This is a genomic window from Kocuria sp. MNB10 (assembly GCF_054073685.1).
Genome location: NZ_CM133411.1, coordinates 1187105 through 1203832 on the forward strand (window position 1 = coordinate 1187105; position 16728 = coordinate 1203832).

The following is a 16728-nucleotide window of genomic DNA, read 5'->3' on the forward strand; positions in this document are numbered from 1 at the left end:
TCCGGTGGAGAAAATTCAGAACCCGACGCCCCGGCGCAGAGCACGCCCCCTGGAACACGTGGCCGCCCGCGTGAGCCCGCGCGGCCCCGGGCGCCGCGAGATCGCCAAGGCGCAGAAACGCGCCCGCATCCTGGCCGCCGCCCGCTCGCTCATGAGCGAGAAGGGCTACGCGCAGATGTCCATGAGCGAGGTCGCCTCCCGCGCGGACGTGGCCGCGGGCACCGTGTTCCAGTACGCCGCCACCAAGGCGGAGCTGCTGATGATGGTCACCGAGAACATCTGGGCGGACCACATCAACGACACCCTGGACGCCACCCCCGACCCCGGCCACCGCTCCCCCGCTGCGGTGGTGGACGCCATCATGGACTCACTCGCCCCGGTCTTCGACATGGCCGTGCACTGGCCAGAGACCACCGTGTGGATCGCGCGGGAAATTCTCTTCGGCGAGGACCTCCCCCACCGCCGCGAGGTGTTGGTGCTGGTGGAGAAGCTCGAGATCCACATCGCGCGGATGCTCGCGGGCTGCCGCTCCGCCGCGCACGCCGGCACTACGCCTCTGGATGTGGGCGCACGGATGATCGTGACCAGTGGGCTCGCAGAGCTCAACCGCGCCCGCCAGGGCCGCGCCGAGCTGCGCCTGGTGCTCGAGCGAATGCGGGAAATCGTCGCCCTCGTGGCCGCGGGCGTGGACAGTGCACTTCCTCCCGCGCACGATGCCGCTGCCCCCGCCTTCCCGGCGACCGCCCGGTAGTCCGTACCCGGGAAGGCGGGGTTGCGCGCGGACCCGGCGGTGCGGCGTCGCCGTGCGGGCGTTGAAGAACCCCGGCTCGCAGATGGGCCGGGGCTCTTGGAGCGCAGGGATCAGCTGCGGGGCAGGGTGATCAGCGCGGTGTGGTCGTCCAGCGGCGGGCGGTGGCGGCCGCCGCCCCGGACGAACAGCGCGTAGCCCACGCCCAGGAGCACGAGCCACACGACGCCCACGATCAGCGCCACGCGGGTGTCCGGGAATCAGCCGAGCAGCACGATCACGAGCCACACCCACACGGGGGCGAACGTAGCGGTCGAGGCGCTGATGAGGAACACGTCCTCGGGGATCACAGCGTTGAGCACCGCGCCGATGCCCAGGGCGATGCCCCTGACCACCACGGTGAGCCACGGGACGCCGTTGCGGGAGACCCTGGTGAAGGCCCAGGGCGCCTGGCCCTGCTCCGCGAGGCCGAAGAGCATGCGGCCCGCACCGGAGGAGTCGGCGTTGATGGCGGAGATGGCCACCACGATCATCTCGAAGACAAACGTCCACCCCGTCACGAATCCGGCGAAGGGCCCCAGGTAACGAACGGCGTACTGCCCGAAGGAACCCGGCGCGGGGTGACGGACCGCCATCTCACCGAGTGCTCGCATGACCATGTACACGGCCGCGCCCGCCAGGAGGTAGGCGAGGATCACCGCGGGTCCGGCCTTCTGGATGGCCGTCGCGAAACCGTAGAACAGTCCCGTGCCGATCGCCGATCCCAGGGCGATGAACTGGATGTGACGCATGGTCAGCCCACGGGACAGGGCCGGGCCTCGCTCGCCCGCACCATCGGAACGCCCGACGGCGTGTTCGTCCCCGAGCTGCACGAGCCGTTGCGCCCCCCACCCGGGCCAGAAGTATGCCGCTGCGAACATGCTCACTGCGCTGGAAGGCTCCGGCATCGTGGCGTACGCCCTGAACGTCGCGCAGCAGGAGCTCGCCGCGGCCGTGGACATCCCCGTGGTGCTGGACAACGACACCGTGGGCTCCAACGGCAACTTCCACGGCGCCCCCGTGGCCTACGTGCTGGACTTCATGGCCATCCCCATCGCGGACCTGGCGTCCATGTCCGGGCGCCACACGGACCGCATACTGGACCCGGCCCGCTCCCACGGCCTGCCCCCGTTCCTCGCGGAGGACCCGGGCACGGACTCCGGGATGATGATCGCCCAGTACACCCAGGCCGGGCTTGTCTCGGACATGAAGCGCCTCGCGGTGCCGGCCTCGGTGGACTCGATCCCCAGTTCGGCCATGCAGGAGGACCACGTGTCCATGGGCTGGCACGCCGCCCGCAAGCTACGTCAGGCCGTGTTGAACCTGCGCCGCGTGCTCGCCATCGAGCTGCTCTCCTCCGCCCGCGCGATCGCTCTGCGCGCGCCCCTGGAACCGGGCGCGGCGGCGTCGGCGGTCATCGCGGACCTGGACGGCCGCGTGGACGCACCCGGTGAGGACCGTTTCATGGCGCCGGAGATCGAGGCCGCCGAGGAGTACGTGGCTTCGGGGCGCCTGGTGCGCACGGTCGAGTCCGCGGTGGGCCCGCTGAACTGACCGGAGCGCGCGGGGGCGGGGCACGACGTCGCCCGCGTGCCTCCCCGCGCACAGCCAGTACGTAGGGTGAGGGACGCCGCGTTTGCGGGGAGGTTCTGCCCTTGAATATCGCGTTGTCGGGGGCAGAACCTCTCCCTGCGCGTCGCGCCACCCACCCCGAACGCCCGGCCCTTTCCCCTCTTCAGAGCGAGTTGTATTGTGGCTCACACGCGTGAAGGGAGCGCCCATGCCCGTCTACGAGTTCCGGTGCGAGGCCTGCGGGCCGTTCGACGCCCACCACGCCATGGCGCAGGTCCCGCGCTCCCAGGACTGCCCGGCGTGCGGCGCGGATGCCCGCCGCGTGTTCTCCGCTGTGGGCCTGTCCCGCGCGAACTCTGCCCGGGCACGCGTGATTGACGACGCTGCCCGCACGGCTGACGCGCCAGACGTCGTCCGATCCCTGCCCCGCCAGCCCGGCGCCCCCGGCGCGGCCCCGGCCGTGACCCGGGACCCCCGGCACGCGAAACTGCCGCGGCCGTAGCTTCCCCACACTGCCGCGCGGGAACCGCCCGCGGGGCTCTCCAGAAAGGTCACGGACCATGCCAGAAGTGATTTTCCCGCTGGACTCGACCAAGCCCTTCACCGAGCAGAAGCTGACCGGCCACAACCGCTGGCACCCGGACATCCCGCCCGTGGCCACGCTCAAACGTGGCGAGAGCTACCGCATCGACTGCCGCGAGTGGTTCGACGGCGCCATCAAGAACGACGACTCCGCGGACGACATCCGGGACGCACCCCTGAACCGGGTGCATGCACTGTCCGGGCCGTTCCGGATCGAGGGCGCGGAGCCCGGTGACCTGCTGATCGTGGACATCCTGGACGTGGGGCCCATTCCGCAGGAGGAGGGGCCGCTGGCCGGGCAGGGCTGGGGCTACACCGGGATCTTCGCGCAGAAGAACGGCGGCAGCTTCCTGGTGGACCAGTTCCCGGACGCCTACAAGGCCGTGTGGGACTTCCGCGGTGGCGAGTGCACGTCCCGGCACATCCCCGGCGTGAAGTTCACGGGCATGGTCCACCCCGGTCTCATGGGCACCGCGCCGTCCTCCGAGCTGCTGAAAACGTGGAACAAGCGCGAGGGCGATCTGATCGCCACCGATCCGCAGCGCGTGCCCCCGCTGGCTCTGCCACCCGAACCCGACGCCGCGATCCTGGGTTCGCTGACCGGCACCGACTTCGACCGCGTGGCCGGCGAGGGCGCCCGCACGGCTCCCCCGCGCGAGAACGGCGGCAACCAGGACATCAAGAACTTCACCAAGGGCTCGCGCGTGTTCTACCCGGTGTACGTGTCCGGGGCGAACCTCTCCATGGGGGACCTGCACTTCTCCCAGGGGGACGGTGAGATCACGTTCTGCGGCGGCATCGAGATGGGCGGGTTCATCGACATCCACGTGGACGTGATCAAGGGCGGCATGGACACCTACGGCGTGAGCGAGAACGCCATCTTCATGCCCGGGCGCAACGGTCCGGTGTACTCGGAGTGGCTCGCGTTCTCCGGCACGTCCGTGACGCTCGACGGCGAGCAGCGCTACCTGGACTCCCACCTGTCCTACCAGCGCGCGATCCTGCACGCGATCGACTACCTCGCCAAGTTCGGCTGGTCCAAAGAGCAGGCGTACCTGCTGCTGGGCGCCGCCCCCATCGAAGGTCGCTTCTCCGGGGTGGTGGACATCCCCAACTCGTGCGCCACGGTGTATCTGCCCACGGAGATCTTCGACGTGGACATCCGCCCCTCTGCCAGCGGCCCCACGCAGGTGGACCCGGGCATGGGCGCGCCGCGGGCGATGAACCCGGGCTGATCCCCACACGGGCCCTCGCGGACGACGCCGCTGGGACGACTCTCACAGGTGAGTGCGCTTCCGCCACGGGAACCGCGGTTTCCCGCCGGTGGAGGTGCACTCGCATGTTTCACGGGTGGTCCCCTCAATCCCGTGCGGCGGCCACCAGGTGCTCCTGGATCTCCGCCAGCACCTCGTCCGGGCGCTCTTCCACCATGAAGTGCCCGGTGGGAACCGCCCGACCGGTGATCCGCGGCAGCCACGGCCGCCACGCCTCCAGCGGATCCGTCTGGGCACCCACCACGCCGTCGCCGCCCCAGAGCAGCAGGGCGGGGAGGTTGCGGGAGGTGCCGCGGTCGGCGTCATCGTGCTCCCGGTCCACCCCGGCGGCCGCGGCGTAGTCCGCGCACCACGCGGCCACCACGGACGGGTTCTGGGCAGCGGCCTCGTAGGCGGCGAGCGCCTCGGGGTGGAACGTGTCCAGGGAACCGGGAGTGCCACCCATTCCTTCCAGAGCCGCGTAGAGAAAGGTGAGGGGCTCGGCGCTGATGAGCCGCTGCGGCATGGGTGCCGGCTGGGCCAGAAACAGCCAGTGGTAGTACCGGGTGGCCAGCCAGTCGTCCACGAGCTCCCACACGGTGGGGGTGGGGAGGATGTCCAGCAGCGCCACGGAGCGCACGGCGTCCGGGGCGTCCAGGGTCATGCGGTGGGCGGTGCGGGCGCCGCGGTCGTGGGCTACCACGTGGAAGGACTCGTGGCCCAGGTGGCGCATCACGGCCACCATGTCCGCGGCCATGGCCCGGAAGCTGAAGTCCTCACTGCACGCCGTGGAGTCACCGTAGCCGCGCAGGTCCGCAACGACCACACGATGGCCCCGCGCGAGGGCCGGACCCAGGCGGTGCCACATGGCGTGGGTCTGCGGGAAGCCGTGCAGCAGCAGGAGCGGCTCGCCCCGCCCGCCGGTCCGCACGTGGATGGTGGCCCCGGGGACCGGGATGCGGTGGGTCTCGAAGTTCTCGAACATGGGGCCATTGTGCGCGCCCCGGGGACCGCCGGGCGCTTCAGGCCCCTGGGAGGCGCCCCCCAGCGTCTGCTCCCGCGACTCGTAAACTTGCCCCATGCGCGGACAGGTGACTGAAGTTCTCAAGGTGTACGGGATGCAGGAGCGGCAGCTGGTGATCCCCGTGTACCAGCGCAACTACGACTGGGGGCTGAAACAGTGCCAACAGCTGCTGGAAGACCTCGTCAACGTCATCCAGCAAGGCCGGCCCAAGCATTTCTTCGGGGCCGTGGTGGGCCAGCCGGAGGGTTCATGGCGGTGGGTGGTGATCGACGGTCAGCAACGACTCACCACGGTCAGTCTGCTCATGCTGGCCCTTGCGGACCTCCTGGACGAGGGCACCCTCGAGTCGCGCGATCCAGGACTCGCCCACAGGATTCGCACCAGCTTCCTGCTGCTCAACGAGCAGCAGGACACACCCCGGTTCAAGCTCAAGCCCGTCAAGCATGATGCGGACGCCTACGCCTTGCTGTTCAGGTCTGACTCGGATCACATCGACACGTCCTCGGTGACCGCCAACTACCGTTTCTTCAAGGATCAGATCCCCCGACTGCCCATCGATGGGGACGACCTGTGGGCCGCGGTAGAGCGCCTCGAGGTCATGCATCTGGACCTGGAGCAGCACGACGATGCACAGCGCATCTTCGAATCGCTCAACTCCACGGGGCTGGCTCTGAGCGAAGCGGACAAGGTGCGGAACCTGGTTCTGATGGGCCTTCACGTTCATGAGCAGGAACGGGTCTACAGCGACTACTGGAACCGCATCGAGGTCAACGTCGACTATGACACCGGGGCATTCCTGCGCTGGTACCTCGTGACCCGCACCTCGCGCATCCCCCGCCAGGACCAGGTCTACGAGTCCTTCAAGAAGTACATTTCCGACACCGGGCTGCGGGGCGCGAGCCTGCTGGACGGGGTGCGGAAGTACTCCACCTATTACCGCCAGATCCGCACCGCCACCACCGGAAGCTCAAAGATCGACCTGCGTCTTCGCCGGCTCAACCTCTTGAAGACCGATGTCGTGCTCCCCCTGCTCATGCCCCTCTTCGAGTCGCGGGAGACCGGCGAGATCACGGACCTCGATCTTGCCGAGTGCATCCGCACCGTGGAGTCGTATATTTTCCGTCGCTACATTGCAGAAGTTCCGACGAATGCGCTGAACAAGGTGTTTGCCACGGTCTACAGGGACGTGAAGCGCATCCGCCCCGAAAACCGTTCCTTCGCCGAAGTCCTGGGGTACTCGCTGCGGAAGCGCTCCGGCTCCGGAGCCTTCCCCGATGACGCTGAGTTCATCAGCAGTCTTGAGGTGAAGAACCTGTACCACTTCAAGGGCGAGCGTCGGAAGTACCTGTTCGAGTGCTTGGAGAACCTGGATTCCAACGACACCAGAGACATCGCCAACGGCATTGAGGACGGGTCTCTCACCATTGAGCACGTCATGCCGCAGACGCTCACGCAAGCATGGCACGACGAACTGGGTGATGAGGCCCAGCGCATCCACGAGCAGTGGTTGAACCGGCTCGGCAACCTGACCGTGACCGGGTACAACTCCTCCTACTCGAACTCTTCGTACTCCACGAAACGCACCATGAAGCACGGATTCATGGAGTCCCCGTTCCGGTTGAACCTGGAGATGCGCAGCGCCGAACACTGGGGCGAGGACCAGCTGGCGGCACGGACCCGCCGTCTCTGCGCAGATGCGCTCACCTACTGGATCTATCCCGAGAGCGACTTCGAACCGGCCCGACCGCAGCTGCCCACGGAAGCACTGGGAACGGACACCAACTTCACGGGCAGGGCTGCTGTGTCCTTCACGTGGAACGAGCACCACGCCACGGTGGCCAACTGGCGGGACCTGACGGCCCGGGTATTCACGATCCTTCTGGTTGAGCACCGGGACGAGTTCCTCCAGTGGGCCCGGACCTCCGACTGGTTCCGCGTGGGCGCGGCCTACGACCCGGACGAGAACGGCGTGTACCGCCTGGACGACAGCATCGGCTGGAACGCATCGTCGAGCACCTGGACAAAGGTCTCCCTGATGCGCAGGGTTTTTTCCCACCTGGAGCTGGACCCCGAAGAGCTGATCATCACCCTGCGTTCGGACGAGACCGCGGAGCGGGAACAGGAAACCGCAGAAACTGCCGAGGGCGAGAACTTCCCCTACCTGGAAATCGTGAAGTTCCTGCCCCGCCTCGTTGAGCTCGAGGGCATGGCCACGGACGACCCCCTGGTGCAGGAAACGGTGGAGGAGTTCATGCAGTCCTTCCACCCGTTTCGGGACGAGCAGCCACTCAAGACCCTGGGGACCAGCGTGCGCAAGTTCTGCGCCGATCCGGAACGACGCGCCGCCGCGAATGCGGAGGAAACCATTGCCCTCATCTCCTCCAAGGTGGACGAGACGGAGCACGTGGATCCGGATGCCCTGGCCGAGGCAGCCGTGGAGGGCACCCTGTCCCTGTGGGTGGGGCGCCTGCGGGAAACGAGTCCCAGCACCTGAGATCTCGGACCGTCTCCTTCCGAGGCGCGCCCCAGAAGTGGCCACCGGCTGAGGCAGGATGGGGAAATGGCGATGTCTCAGATGAGTCCCGCGCAGCAGCGCATTCTGGACTACTGGTGGATGCTGGAGCTGTTCAGTCCGCAGCCGCTCCCCAAACTGACGCCCCGGTCAACACGGCCCGAGGACCGGCAGGTCGTGGCCTGGACATCCGATGCGCCCCTCCCGTGGGATTCACTGCCCGAGCCTCGACCCATGGAAAATACCCCGCGGGAGTGGCGGCATACGGTCTATCTCGGTGTTTACAAGGTGGAGGACACCTACGAGGTCATGCACTGGGTGTTCGCGGACGATCCGGATGCCTACGACGAGCGCCCCGGCGGTCGGAGCGCCTGCGCGGGGGTTCTGGTGGGCCACGACGGAAAGCTGATCGGGGACACCGCCACGCTCTCGTCCTGTCTCTGGGCGGTGGGCCGCCTCCTCCACCCGGGCCCGCGGGATCCGTCGTGGATGTCCGGTTTTGAGGCGGCGCAGGAATCCTTCGTGGAAGCCCTCGACGAGCTGGGGGGCCGTCGTCTGGAGCAGGAGAGCTCGCACGAGGTTCCCCGGCTGGGCGAGGCGTATCTGAACGACATTCTGCGGGCCGCACACGCCGGCGCCGGCGTCCAGGGCCGCGAGGATCTCGCCACCCACCAGATCGTCATCGAAAGTCGAGTGGTCGCCGTACGCTCGCACGACAGCGTCAGCGACATGGACTTCCTCAACAGCTTCTACCTGCAGGATCTGGGCACCGTACGGCAGGCAGCGGCAGCGGGACGCAGCGGAACCGCCCTACTGGAGTACCTGACCGAGGACGGGAAGGAGACGTCCGCCGGACGAGTGGACGTCATCCAGCACCCCGAGGCAGTCGATGCCCTGACCCGTGTGGACCAGCTGCCCTTGGGCCGCTGGCCTTCGAACCCCGAGCACCCGCTTGCCCTGAGCCAGCAGTTCGCGGTGAACCGCGCCCTCAACGACCTGCGCCAGAACCTCGGCGTCATGGGCGTCAACGGCCCGCCGGGCACCGGCAAGACCACGATGCTACGGGATGTGCTGGCGGGCAACGTGGTGGAACGAGCCCGCCGACTCGCAGCTCTCGACGATCCGTCCCGTGCCTTCACCGGATCAATGCACCGCTGGACGTCGGCGTCCGGGTACAGCAGATCGGTGCCGCAGCTCATTCCCGAGCTCACGGGGTTCGAGATGGTCGTGGCATCGGCGAACAACGCCGCTGTGGAGAACGTGGCGGTCGAAATCCCTTCTGCGGATGCGATTTCTTCGCCGTGGGAGAAGTCTGCCGACTACTTCAAGGACATTGCGACGGCGACTCTGCGGGCGGCCGCCGGAAAATCAGCAGCCGACGAGGCGGACACTCCAGGCTGGGGACTGGTGGCAGCCAGACTGGGCAAGAAGTCCAACCGCATGGCTTTCCAGAGCGCTCTCTGGTTCGACGAAAAAGCGTCGCGGGACCGATCCACCGGGTCCGACGGCGCTCCGTCCCACAGCGGCGGGAGGACCTCGCCCCGGGTGGAGAGGGAGGGTCTCGACACCATTCTCAAGCACTGGGCCGAGGGCACCCGGCCGAAGCGCACCTGGGGAGAAGCCCAAGCAGTGTTCCAGCGTGCGCTGGAGCGCGTGGAGAACCTGATGGGGCAGCGCCAGGCCGCTGAAGGACGACGGGAAGAAGTCCAGTTACTGGTGCGTAAGATCGCCCGCCGGGAAGAACACCTGCGCACTCTCCGGGCGGAAGAAGGCCGGGCGCGCGAGATCCATCGCGCGCAGGTCCTGAGAGCCGGTGACCTGCAGAACGAGCTGGACACCGCGGCCGCCGCCTACCAGCAGCACATGGGCGAGAAGCCAGGCATCCTGGAAACCATCTTCACCCTGGGCGCCGCGCCACGTGAGTGGCGAACGCACCTGAGCCCGCTGAGCATGGCACTGGAGACCGCCCGGCAACGGTCCGCGTCCCACGCGGCCGAAATCGACCGCGTCCAGCGCCATCTGGCCAGTGTCCGGCAGGAGGCGGAGACAGCTGAACGGGATCTGGCAATGAAGACGTCGCGCAGGCGTTCCCTTGAGGCCCAGTGCGCCCAGGACCGCACGAGATACGGCAAGCACCACCCGGATGCCCACGCGTCCGTCGAGGACCGGGAGTTGCACGCCCCGTGGCTCGACCACGATCTCAGCAAGGCGCGTTCCGATCTCTTCCTCGCTGCCCTGGAGCTGCACCAGGACTTCATGGCCGCCACTGCCACCACCATGAGACAGGGACTGAGAGCAGCTTGCGAAGTGGTGGCGGGAGACCACCCGCGGAAACTGGAGCGGGAGAAACTGCGCGCCGCATGGCAGCTGTTCTTCCTGGTGGTGCCGCTGGTGTCATCAACCTTTGCGTCGCTGGGACGAATGTTCGGTGACGTAGGCCCCGAAGCATTCGGGTGGCTCCTCATCGACGAGGCAGGACAGGCGTGTCCCCAGTTCGCGGTGGGAGCCATCTGGCGCGCACAGCGCGTTCTCGCGGTCGGCGATCCCCTGCAGCTGCAGCCGGTGGTCACGATTCCCCCGAAATCGCGGCGAGACATCGCTGCGGCGTACGGCGTCTCTGCGACGTGGATACCGCCCCGCGCCTCCGTTCAGACCCTTGCCGACCGAATCTCTCCCTACGGCACCGTTCTTCCGCAGGGCGAGCAGGACGTGTGGGTCAGCGCCCCGCTCAAGGTGCACCGGCGCTGCGACGACCCCATGTTCTCCCTGTGCAACCGCATTGCCTACAACGGGATCATGGTGAACGGGGTTCCAAAGCCCCGCGCCAAGGACGCAGCCGTCGACCCCTTCGAGGACACGGGGACGGGGCCGGCAGTCGCGTGGAGCTACTGGGCGGATGAGCCCGCGACCACCCCCGGAACACACCTGCAGATGGGGCAGGTCAAGCGGCTGGAGAAGGCGCTTGAGTTTCTGGACGAGAAGGGCGTGGACCCGTCACGAGTGATTGCCATATCCCCGTTCCGTGATGTGTCGAACCATCTGCGGCAGCTCGTGGACCGCAAGAAGTATCCCGGTCTGCAGGCGGGCACGATCCACACGGCTCAGGGCCGAGAGGCGGATGTCGTCATCCTGGTTCTGGGAGGAGATCCCGCAAGCCCGGGGGCCAAGGCCTGGGCGGCGTCAACCGTGAATCTGGTGAACGTCGCGGCCAGCCGCGCCAGGCGCCGGCTGTACGTCATTGGTGACCGTTCGGAGTGGTCCGGTCACCGATACTTCTCGGACCTGTCCGATGCCCTGAAGTGATCATCTGAACGGTCCCGGAGGAGGGCCAAGGCCACCGCGTCCGAGGAGAGCTTCTGCCACCGAAAGGCGCGCTGTCGGTGGCAGAACTTCCCCTGACGCGTCGGGCCCCCGTTGCGGGGCACCGCCGCAGGGTAGAACCCGCCCTCCGCAGTCCGGCTCGGTCCCCACCCGCGGAGCCGCCCCTACTCCCCCTCGAACGGCCACCCGTGGGCCGCGAGCATCGCCCGGATGCGCTCCATCTCCTCCGGCTTGGGCTCGTCCTCCGTGGCCCGGTGGATCGCAGCGCGGGCGTCCGCCTCGGAGAGGGAGGTGCCCTCAGTGCGGGCGTCCATTGCGAGCTGCTCGGCGATCGCGGCCATGTCCTCGTCGTTGAGCTGCGGGCGCAGCACCGCCAGGACCGGGAGGTAGTCCTGCGCGGGCACGCCGTGGGGGTAGTCCGCGCGCAGCCAGTTCATGGCGCGGGCCACGTAGCCCGGCTGCCGGACGGGGGCATCCGGACCCGGCCCGGCGAGGGGCCAGCCGGCGCGCGCGAGGGTGGCGGCGACGTCGGCAAGCTGCTTCGCGGACGCGGAGGCGGCCACGAGCGTGTCCTGGCTGGGGAGCTCGAGGGCCTCCAGGAGGCGCTCCGCGCGGCGGGAGCCCACCGTGCGCACGAGCAGCTCCGCCAGAACGGGGCGCGCGTCCTCGGGGACACCCTGGGGATAGGCGGCTCGGAGGTGCTCCAGCGCCGCGTCGAAGGTCATCATCCGAACACCGAGATCCCTAGGTAGTGGTCCAAGCTCTTCCGGGTGATCCACAGGACCCCGATCACCACGGCGGCGAGCACGATGGCAAAGCACAGCACGGCGCCCGCGAGCGCCACGGCGTTCCTGCGCGCCGTGCCGTCCGGGCCCGGCGGCAGGGTGGCGCGGCTCCACAGGGCGATGCCCACCGTAAACAGCGCGGGCAGTCCGGCGCCGAAGCAGAGCCCGGCCAGCAGCACGGCGAGGGCAGATTTCGCCATCTGGGCGATCATGAGCGAGCCACCTCCTGGGTGTCGGCCCGGTCCGGGTCACCGGGGGCCACGGAGTGGGTGTTCTCGTCCCACTCGGCATTGACGTTGTGCCGGTCCACCTTCTGGTGCCGGGAGCGCAGGAAGATCACCGCGGACGCCGCCGCCAAGAGCAGGAAGATCACCACGGCTCCCGGCAACCCGCCCACGGCCCGGGCGATGATGAAGCACACCGCACCCACCACGGCCGCGGCGGGGAGGGTGAGCAGCCAGCCCACCACCATGCGCCCGGCCACGCCCCAGCGCACCCGTGCCCCGGGCTTGCCGACGCCCGAACCGAGGATGGATCCGGTGGCCACGTGCGTCGTCGACAGCGCCATGCCGAAGTGGCTGGAGGTGAGGATGATCGCGGCCGAGGAAGCCTCCGCGGCCATGCCCTGCGGCGGTTCGATCTCCACGAGTCCCTTGCCCAGGGTGCGGATCACGCGCCAGCCGCCCAGGTAGGTGCCGAGCGCGATGGCCACGGCGCACGTGACGATGATCCACGGCGGCAGCCCGTTGTCCTCGATTCCCTGGACGCTCAGGTTCCCGTGGGCGATCAGCGCGAGGGCAATCACGCCCATGGTCTTCTGCGCGTCACCCGTGCCGTGCGCGAGAGACACCATCGACGCTGTTCCCACCTGCCCCCAACGGAAGCCGCGGTCCTTGTGGCGGTTCGAGGCGGCGCGGCTGATGAGGTAGACGAGCGCCGTTCCCACCGCGGCCACGCACCCAGCGATGAACGGGGCGAGGGCGGCGGGGACGAGGATTTTCTGGACCACACCGGACCAGTTGACCCCGGCGACGCCGAGCGAGGCCAGGCCGGCGCCGATCAGCCCGCCGAACAGCGCGTGCGACGAGCTGGAGGGCAGACCGAACAGCCAGGTGGCCAGGTTCCAGAGGATGCCGCCGATGAGTCCGGAGAAGATCAGCACCAGCGCGAGAGTGGGGTCCAGGCCGTGAACCAGTCCGCCGTCCGAGGTCTGGATGAGCAGGACGTCCTTGGTCACCGTGGTGGCCACCTCCACGGAGAGGAACGCCCCCACCAGGTTCAGCACCGCGGACAGTGCAACCGCCGTCCTGGGTGAGAGCGCACCGGTGGCGATGGATGTTGCCATGGCGTTGCCGGTGTCGTGGAATCCGTTGGTGAAGTCGAAAGCCAGTGCGGTCACGACCACCAGGCCCAGGATCACCAGTTCAACTGTCATGCCTCCAGGATGACGCCCCCCTGTCCCGCGCACCAAAACCGCCCCCGGGACGGCACTGGGACAGCACCGGGGGGGCATGCGTCCGGCACGATCCGCCGCAGGGAAACATCGCCCAGCGCGTCTGAGACCGGGCCCATAATGCGTTCATGACCTCTGACTCCCACCGTGATCCGGACCCCGGCGAGACCTGGCACGAACGCTCCCCGGCCACGGGAACCGGCGAGCTGCCCATCCTCAGCCCGCGCCCGGATCCGCAGACCCACCGGGGCTACGCCCACGGCACGGATCCGCGGCGGTGGCGGATCCTGGCCGTGCTGCTCGTGGCCATCTTCATGTCCCTGGTGGCCGTGAGCATCATCAACGTGGGGCTGCCCTCCATCCAGGAGGGACTGGGCGCCTCCGAGTCCCAGCTGCAGTGGATCCTCTCCGGCTACGCGCTGACTTTCGGTGTGGTCCTGGTGGCGGGCGGCCGCGCCGGGGACGTGTTCGGGCGTGGGTTCCTGTGGATGCTCGGGGTGGCCATCTTCACGCTGTCCTCGATCGCCGCGGGCCTGGCACCGGATCCCACCATGCTGATCGTGGCCCGCTTCGTGCAGGGTGTGGGCTCTGGGCTGCTCAACCCGCAGGGCGTGGCCATGATCCAGCAGTACTTCAAGGGCGCAGAGCGCGGGAAGGCGTTCGGAATGCTGGGCAGCGCTGTGGGTGTCTCCGTGGCCATCGGCCCGGTCCTGGGAGGTCTGCTGATCCAGACGGGCGGCGCGGCCGAGGGCTGGCGGTGGCTGTTCATGGTGAACGTCCCCGTGGGCGTCGTCGCGCTCGTGCTCGCGTTCCTCTGGTTCCCCCGCCCGCTGCTGCGCAGGCCCGAGGGCACCACCATCCGCCACGCCCTGCGGGAGATGGACCCCACGGGTTCGGTGCTCCTGGGCATCGCGCTGCTCGCCACCCTGCTCCCGTTCATCGAGACCGGCTCCCCCGGCACGAGCCCGTGGGTGTGGGCCCTGCTCGCGGTCGCCGCCATGTTCCTGGCCCTGTGGATCGCGTGGGAGAAGCACTTCAAGGCCTCTGGGCACCAGCCCATGGTGGACCTGGACATCTTCAGGGTCAGCAGTTTCCTCAACGGCACCCTGCTGATCTCGCTGTATTTCCTGGGCATCACGAGCGTGTGGGTGCTTGTCACCCTCTACATGCAGAAGGGGCTCGGCCACACCGCACTGGCCGCCGGTTGCGTGGGCCTGCTCAATGCTTTGGCGAGCGCGGTGGCCTCCAACCTGGCCGGCAGCCGCGTGAACCGGATGGGCCGCAAGATCGTGGTGCTCGGCATGCTCAGCGTGGTCGTGGGCCTGCTGCTGAGCATGGCGGTGATCCTGCTGCACGACTCTTGGCACATCAGCGAGTGGTGGCTCGTGCTCACCCTGGGCTTCGTGGGTTTCGGCCAGGGCGCCGTGGTGAGCCCCAACCAGACACTCACGCTCGCGGAGGTGCCACTCGAGTACGCGGGCAGCGCCGGTGGCGTGATGCAGACCGGTCAGCGCGTGGGCACCGCCGTGGGCATCGCCATGATCACCGCGGTGGCGTACGGAGTAATCGCCGGCCAGGGCTGGTCCGTGGGCATCGCGGCGGGACTGGGCGTTGTGGTGCTCGTGGTGCTCGTCGCCCTGGCCGTGGCCCTGCGGGACATGCGCCACCGCGCCCGGAAGGACTCTCGCGCCTGAGTCACGGCGCGCACACCACGGCACCTCCGGAGCGCTCGCCCCCCGGTGGGCCCACGCTCCGCACTGTTCCGGTGGTACGACGACGCCGCCGCGCCCTCCCTGCCTCGGCCCCCGGCGTGCGGGGTCCATGGAACGCAGAGGTGGCGCGGCGGTGTCGTGAGCGGGGGCTCTGAGTGGGTCAGCCCTTCTTGAGGGTGATCTGCCAGCTGGCGTCGCCCTTCTCCACGAAGTCGGTGACCTCGTGGCCGTCCGTGGCCGCCCACTGCGGAATGGCCTCGGTGGCCTGGGTGCAGTCGAAGTCGATCACCAGGTGCTCACCGGCCTGAAGGGTCTGCATGACATCCTTGGCCTCGATCAACGGGAACGGGCACACGGCACCGAGCGAGTCCAGGGCATAGTAGCCGTCCCCCAGGCCTGTGAGCTTCTTCGACGGTGCACCTGCCGGGTCCTTGACCATGAGCGCGGCGGGTGCCGCGGCGAAGCCCGAGAACACGTTCGCACCCGAGGTGCGGGGAGCCCCCGCGGTGGGAGCGGCGTCGATCGAGTTGTCGTCCGGTGCGGTGGCGCCCACCGTGTGGTCCAGGCTCTGAGCAGTGGAGTAGGTGCCGTCTTCGCCGGTGGCGGGCTGCGTAACGGTGGGCTTGAGCCAGATCCTGGTGGCCACGGCCACGCCCAGGGCGATGAACAGCAGCGCGATCCAACCCTGGAACGTGAACAGGCTGGTCTGGACCATGCCGTTGCCCACTGTGCAGCCACCGGCCAGGGCCGCGCCCACACCCATGAGCAGGCCGCCCGCGATGGAGCGCACCGTGGTGGTGGCGTCCGGCACGCGCACGCGGAACTCACCCGTGGACTTGGCGGCGATGAACGAGCCCACCAAGATGCCGAGCACGAGCATCACACCCCAGTCCAGCTTCCCGTCCGCTCCGGTGACCAGGAAGTTCAGCAGGTTGGCGGTGGGGGTGGTGATGCCCAGACCGTCGTTGCGGCCGGTCGCGGCGGACAGCGGCCACGCGATGACGCCGAGCAGACCCACGAGCGCGCCGGCAGTGTAGACGTGCAGGGGCTTCTTCCATGCGGGACGGCCGTTCAGCCGTGCGGGCTTCACGGTGTTCTTCTCGCGGTTGAGGAAGTGGCGCACCATCACACCGGTGACCGCTGCCAGGACGATCACGAACAGCCACGGGGAGACGCTCAGGGCACTGGGGATGGTGGTGAGCCCGGTGTCCCACTGCTTCATGCCGGAGTTGAAGCCCTTGAGCACGCCGGTCTTCATGGCGGACGCGGACAGCGCGTACATGGCCAGCGCGATCCACGAGCCCACGAGGCCCTCGCCGGAGCGATACCACGTGCCGGAGGCGCACCCGCCGGCCAGGATGATGCCGATGCCGAACATGAATCCGCCCACGATCACCGCGAGGGGCGCGAAGGAGGGGTAGTTGGGGGAGATGACGCCGGCGGAGGTCAGGGCGGTGAGACCAATAGCGTGCACGGAGATCACCACGAGCAGCGCGGCGAAGGTCCGCCACGACTTCTGCAGGAAGATGTCCCGCAGCATGCCGGTGACGCAGAAGCGGCCGCGCTGCATGACGATGCCCAGCAGCGCGCCGATGACAAGTCCGGTAAGGATCATAGGTGAGTACCAGTTTCCCGCGCACCGGAAAGAGGGCGCGTTCGGAGGAAGGGACGATGAGATGAGGGATCGAAAAAGACTCCGTATACTCAACTCCTCACCGGGGGCAACG

At 68.5% G+C, this 16728-nt stretch carries 11 protein-coding genes and 2 pseudogenes; 7 read left to right on the forward strand and 6 right to left on the reverse strand.

The window, feature by feature from the left end; genetic code table 11:
* Positions 1-4: 4 nt before the first annotated feature.
* Positions 5-751 (forward strand): TetR/AcrR family transcriptional regulator, encoded by a 747-nt coding sequence (locus ACW9PK_RS05320; RefSeq protein WP_457016923.1) that lies wholly within the window; start codon positions 5-7, stop codon positions 749-751.
* A gap of 110 nt (positions 752-861) precedes the next feature.
* Here ACW9PK_RS05320 and ACW9PK_RS05325 read toward each other — a convergent pair.
* A pseudogene (locus ACW9PK_RS05325) lies at positions 862-1539 on the reverse strand (hypothetical protein).
* Between the two features lie 54 nt (positions 1540-1593).
* Between ACW9PK_RS05325 and ACW9PK_RS05330 the strand changes: the two are divergent.
* The 3 genes and pseudogenes from ACW9PK_RS05330 to fmdA form a co-directional block, all read left to right on the forward strand.
* Positions 1594-2341: pseudogene (locus ACW9PK_RS05330) on the forward strand (aromatic amino acid lyase); the annotation flags it as partial.
* A 226-nt stretch (positions 2342-2567) separates the two neighbouring features.
* Positions 2568-2861, forward strand: a complete 294-nt coding sequence (locus ACW9PK_RS05335; RefSeq protein WP_064845445.1) for an FmdB family zinc ribbon protein — start codon at positions 2568-2570, stop codon at positions 2859-2861.
* Between the two features lie 58 nt (positions 2862-2919).
* Entirely contained in the window at positions 2920-4176 is a 1257-nt protein-coding gene (gene fmdA, locus ACW9PK_RS05340; RefSeq protein ID WP_193519229.1) for a formamidase, read from the forward strand.
* Positions 4177-4300: 124 nt separating this feature from the next.
* Here fmdA and ACW9PK_RS05345 read toward each other — a convergent pair whose 3' ends face one another.
* On the reverse strand, positions 4301-5179 hold the full coding sequence (locus ACW9PK_RS05345) for an alpha/beta fold hydrolase (protein ID WP_457016926.1): 879 nt from the start codon (positions 5177-5179) through the stop codon (positions 4301-4303).
* Positions 5180-5273: 94 nt separating this feature from the next.
* On the opposite strand from ACW9PK_RS05345, the gene ACW9PK_RS05350 reads away from it, so the two are divergent.
* Both ACW9PK_RS05350 and ACW9PK_RS05355 read left to right on the forward strand, forming a co-directional pair.
* Positions 5274-7712: a DUF262 domain-containing protein gene (locus ACW9PK_RS05350; RefSeq protein ID WP_457016928.1), complete on the forward strand. Its 2439-nt coding sequence runs from the start codon at positions 5274-5276 to the stop codon at positions 7710-7712.
* A 72-nt stretch (positions 7713-7784) separates the two neighbouring features.
* Positions 7785-11033 (forward strand): DEAD/DEAH box helicase, encoded by a 3249-nt coding sequence (locus ACW9PK_RS05355; protein ID WP_457016930.1) that lies wholly within the window; start codon positions 7785-7787, stop codon positions 11031-11033.
* Between the two features lie 182 nt (positions 11034-11215).
* Here the strand turns inward: ACW9PK_RS05355 and ACW9PK_RS05360 are convergent, their stop codons facing one another.
* From ACW9PK_RS05360 to ACW9PK_RS05370, 3 genes are read right to left on the reverse strand one after another with little or no spacing between them, the layout of a single operon-like run.
* Positions 11216-11779 carry a DUF3349 domain-containing protein gene (locus ACW9PK_RS05360; RefSeq protein ID WP_457016932.1) on the reverse strand — a complete coding sequence of 188 codons (564 nt, stop codon included), beginning with the start codon at positions 11777-11779 and terminating at the stop codon, positions 11216-11218.
* Positions 11776-12048 carry a hypothetical protein gene (locus tag ACW9PK_RS05365; RefSeq protein ID WP_064845450.1) on the reverse strand — a complete coding sequence of 91 codons (273 nt, stop codon included), beginning with the start codon at positions 12046-12048 and terminating at the stop codon, positions 11776-11778. The genes ACW9PK_RS05360 and ACW9PK_RS05365 overlap by 4 nt, the downstream gene beginning before the upstream one ends.
* Positions 12045-13271 carry an inorganic phosphate transporter gene (locus ACW9PK_RS05370; protein ID WP_085106897.1) on the reverse strand — a complete coding sequence of 409 codons (1227 nt, stop codon included), beginning with the start codon at positions 13269-13271 and terminating at the stop codon, positions 12045-12047. Before ACW9PK_RS05370 ends, ACW9PK_RS05365 begins: the two co-directional genes overlap by 4 nt.
* Before the next feature lie 146 nt (positions 13272-13417).
* On the opposite strand from ACW9PK_RS05370, the gene ACW9PK_RS05375 reads away from it, so the two are divergent.
* The gene (locus ACW9PK_RS05375) at positions 13418-14983 is read left to right on the forward strand and encodes an MFS transporter (protein ID WP_457016935.1); all 1566 of its coding nucleotides are present in this window, start codon (positions 13418-13420) and stop codon (positions 14981-14983) included.
* A gap of 178 nt (positions 14984-15161) precedes the next feature.
* Here ACW9PK_RS05375 and ACW9PK_RS05380 read toward each other — a convergent pair whose 3' ends face one another.
* Entirely contained in the window at positions 15162-16616 is a 1455-nt protein-coding gene (locus ACW9PK_RS05380) for a YeeE/YedE thiosulfate transporter family protein (RefSeq protein WP_368844615.1), read from the reverse strand.
* Between the last annotated feature and the right edge of the window lie 112 nt (positions 16617-16728).

What these genes read in the sequence shown, in the direction of transcription:
- ACW9PK_RS05335 (WP_064845445.1), top strand. Translation starts at nt 2,568, where the DNA reads ATGCCCGTCTACGAGTTCCGGTGCGAGGCCTGCGGGCCGTTCGACGCC.
- fmdA (WP_193519229.1), top strand. Translation starts at nt 2,920, where the DNA reads ATGCCAGAAGTGATTTTCCCGCTGGACTCGACCAAGCCCTTCACCGAG.
- ACW9PK_RS05345 (WP_457016926.1), bottom strand. Translation starts at nt 5,179, where the DNA reads ATGTTCGAGAACTTCGAGACCCACCGCATCCCGGTCCCCGGGGCCACC.
- ACW9PK_RS05350 (WP_457016928.1), top strand. Translation starts at nt 5,274, where the DNA reads ATGCGCGGACAGGTGACTGAAGTTCTCAAGGTGTACGGGATGCAGGAG.
- ACW9PK_RS05355 (WP_457016930.1), top strand. Translation starts at nt 7,785, where the DNA reads ATGTCTCAGATGAGTCCCGCGCAGCAGCGCATTCTGGACTACTGGTGG.
- ACW9PK_RS05360 (WP_457016932.1), bottom strand. Translation starts at nt 11,779, where the DNA reads ATGATGACCTTCGACGCGGCGCTGGAGCACCTCCGAGCCGCCTATCCC.
- ACW9PK_RS05365 (WP_064845450.1), bottom strand. Translation starts at nt 12,048, where the DNA reads ATGATCGCCCAGATGGCGAAATCTGCCCTCGCCGTGCTGCTGGCCGGG.
- ACW9PK_RS05370 (WP_085106897.1), bottom strand. Translation starts at nt 13,271, where the DNA reads ATGACAGTTGAACTGGTGATCCTGGGCCTGGTGGTCGTGACCGCACTG.
- ACW9PK_RS05375 (WP_457016935.1), top strand. Translation starts at nt 13,418, where the DNA reads ATGACCTCTGACTCCCACCGTGATCCGGACCCCGGCGAGACCTGGCAC.
- ACW9PK_RS05380 (WP_368844615.1), bottom strand. Translation starts at nt 16,616, where the DNA reads ATGATCCTTACCGGACTTGTCATCGGCGCGCTGCTGGGCATCGTCATG.